Consider the following 1,544-nt stretch of genomic DNA (forward strand, 5'->3'; position numbering starts at 1 on the left):
CGCGCAAACGAAATATCAAGGGAAATTGGATAAATATATGAAAAAATTGACTCATGCAATCGCTTTAAGCACGATAGTATTGGGAGCTATCTCACCCACATTACAAGTTATTGCTGAAACCCCAAAAGTAGAAGAAACCCAAGAAGTAACCCCGGAGGCTTTACCAGAAAATGTTGAAGTTCAGGCAAGCTCAAGCGATATCGCAGCAGGAACTTTTGGGACAGCACCGTGGAGAATTGATTCATCAGGTGTGTTACACATTGGAGCTGGAACGTTTTCTGACACACCGGTGAACCAAAATGGCGCAAGACTGAGTCCTTGGTATCAATGGAGCAAGCAGATAACAAGTATTCGTTTTGAAGGCGACGTTGTTGCTGGAAATATACTAAGTAATTTATTTGATTATTTAACGAATGTCACTAGTATTGAGGGTATTGAAAGACTTAATACCTCTCATACCACTGAGATGCAACGGGTGTTTGGAGGTTGTGCGAGCTTGACAAGTCTTGACTTGACTTCTTGGGATGTATCCAATGTTACAACGATATTTTCTTTTCTTAATGGTGCGACAAATATGGAATCATTAAATGTTTCAAATTGGAATGTTTCAAATATGATTGCCATTACTTATGCTTTTTCAGAGATGCCCAAATTAAAGGAACTAGATTTGTCTCAGTGGCGACTTACTCCTTTATATTCTGCACAAGGTGTATTTATGGGAGATTCTTCTTTAGAAGCTCTTGATCTTTCAGGTTTTGATATGACACAATTAGAAAAATCATGGATAACAGGCTATGAGATGTCACGTTTTTTCCAAAATACAACTTCTTTAAAGGTGCTAAAACTTAGCGATAAATTCCGTTTTTGGGTTACGGATAGTGTCAACGTGGAGCTTCCAGAAATTTCAGCAAATAATCAATACACAGGGAAGTGGCAAAATGTTGGGACAGGTTCGCTTTCGCATCCGCAAGGAGCAGATGTTTGGACAAGTAAGCAACTCACTCAGAACTTCAATTCCAATGCTAAAAGCGATACCTATGTATGGCAACCTTACACTATAGCAGCAGGGAATGTGATTGTGAAGTACGTAGATACAGAAGGCACTCCTATCGCAGAAGATGTCATAAAATCAGGAAATATTGGAGAAACTTATACAACAGAACAAAAAGATATCCCAGGTTACACTTTCAAGGAAGTACAAGATAATCCCTCCGGTAAATTTACAGATCAACCTCAAACTGTCACGTATGTTTATGAGAAACACAAAGATAAATCAACAGTTATTGTACATGACTCAGAACTAACAGTTGGTGATCCATGGAAATCAGAAGATAACTTTGACAGTGCCACAGATTATTATGGAAATGCGGTTCCTTTTTCAGATATAAATGTTGAAGGGCAAGTCGATACGACAAAAGCAGGAACTTATAAAGTCACGTATACCAGGTTTGTACCTAATTTCTTTTCAAACTCTGAAAATCAAGGCACATATTCTGCTGTAGCCACAATTACTGTAAAAGAAGCTCAACCTGTAAAAGGTGGTG

The 1,544-nt window shown here is 38.4% G+C and carries 1 protein-coding gene; it reads left to right on the forward strand.

All coding sequences use genetic code 11. The features are described from left to right. Nucleotides 1-37: 37 nt before the first annotated feature. On the forward strand, nucleotides 38-1,544 hold a 1,507-nt coding region (locus LACDD01_RS02045; protein ID WP_231863340.1), incomplete at its 3' end, for a MucBP domain-containing protein.

Source organism: Lactococcus sp. DD01, from assembly GCF_001578715.1.
Classification (GTDB): Bacteria; Bacillota; Bacilli; order Lactobacillales; family Streptococcaceae; genus Lactococcus; species Lactococcus petauri.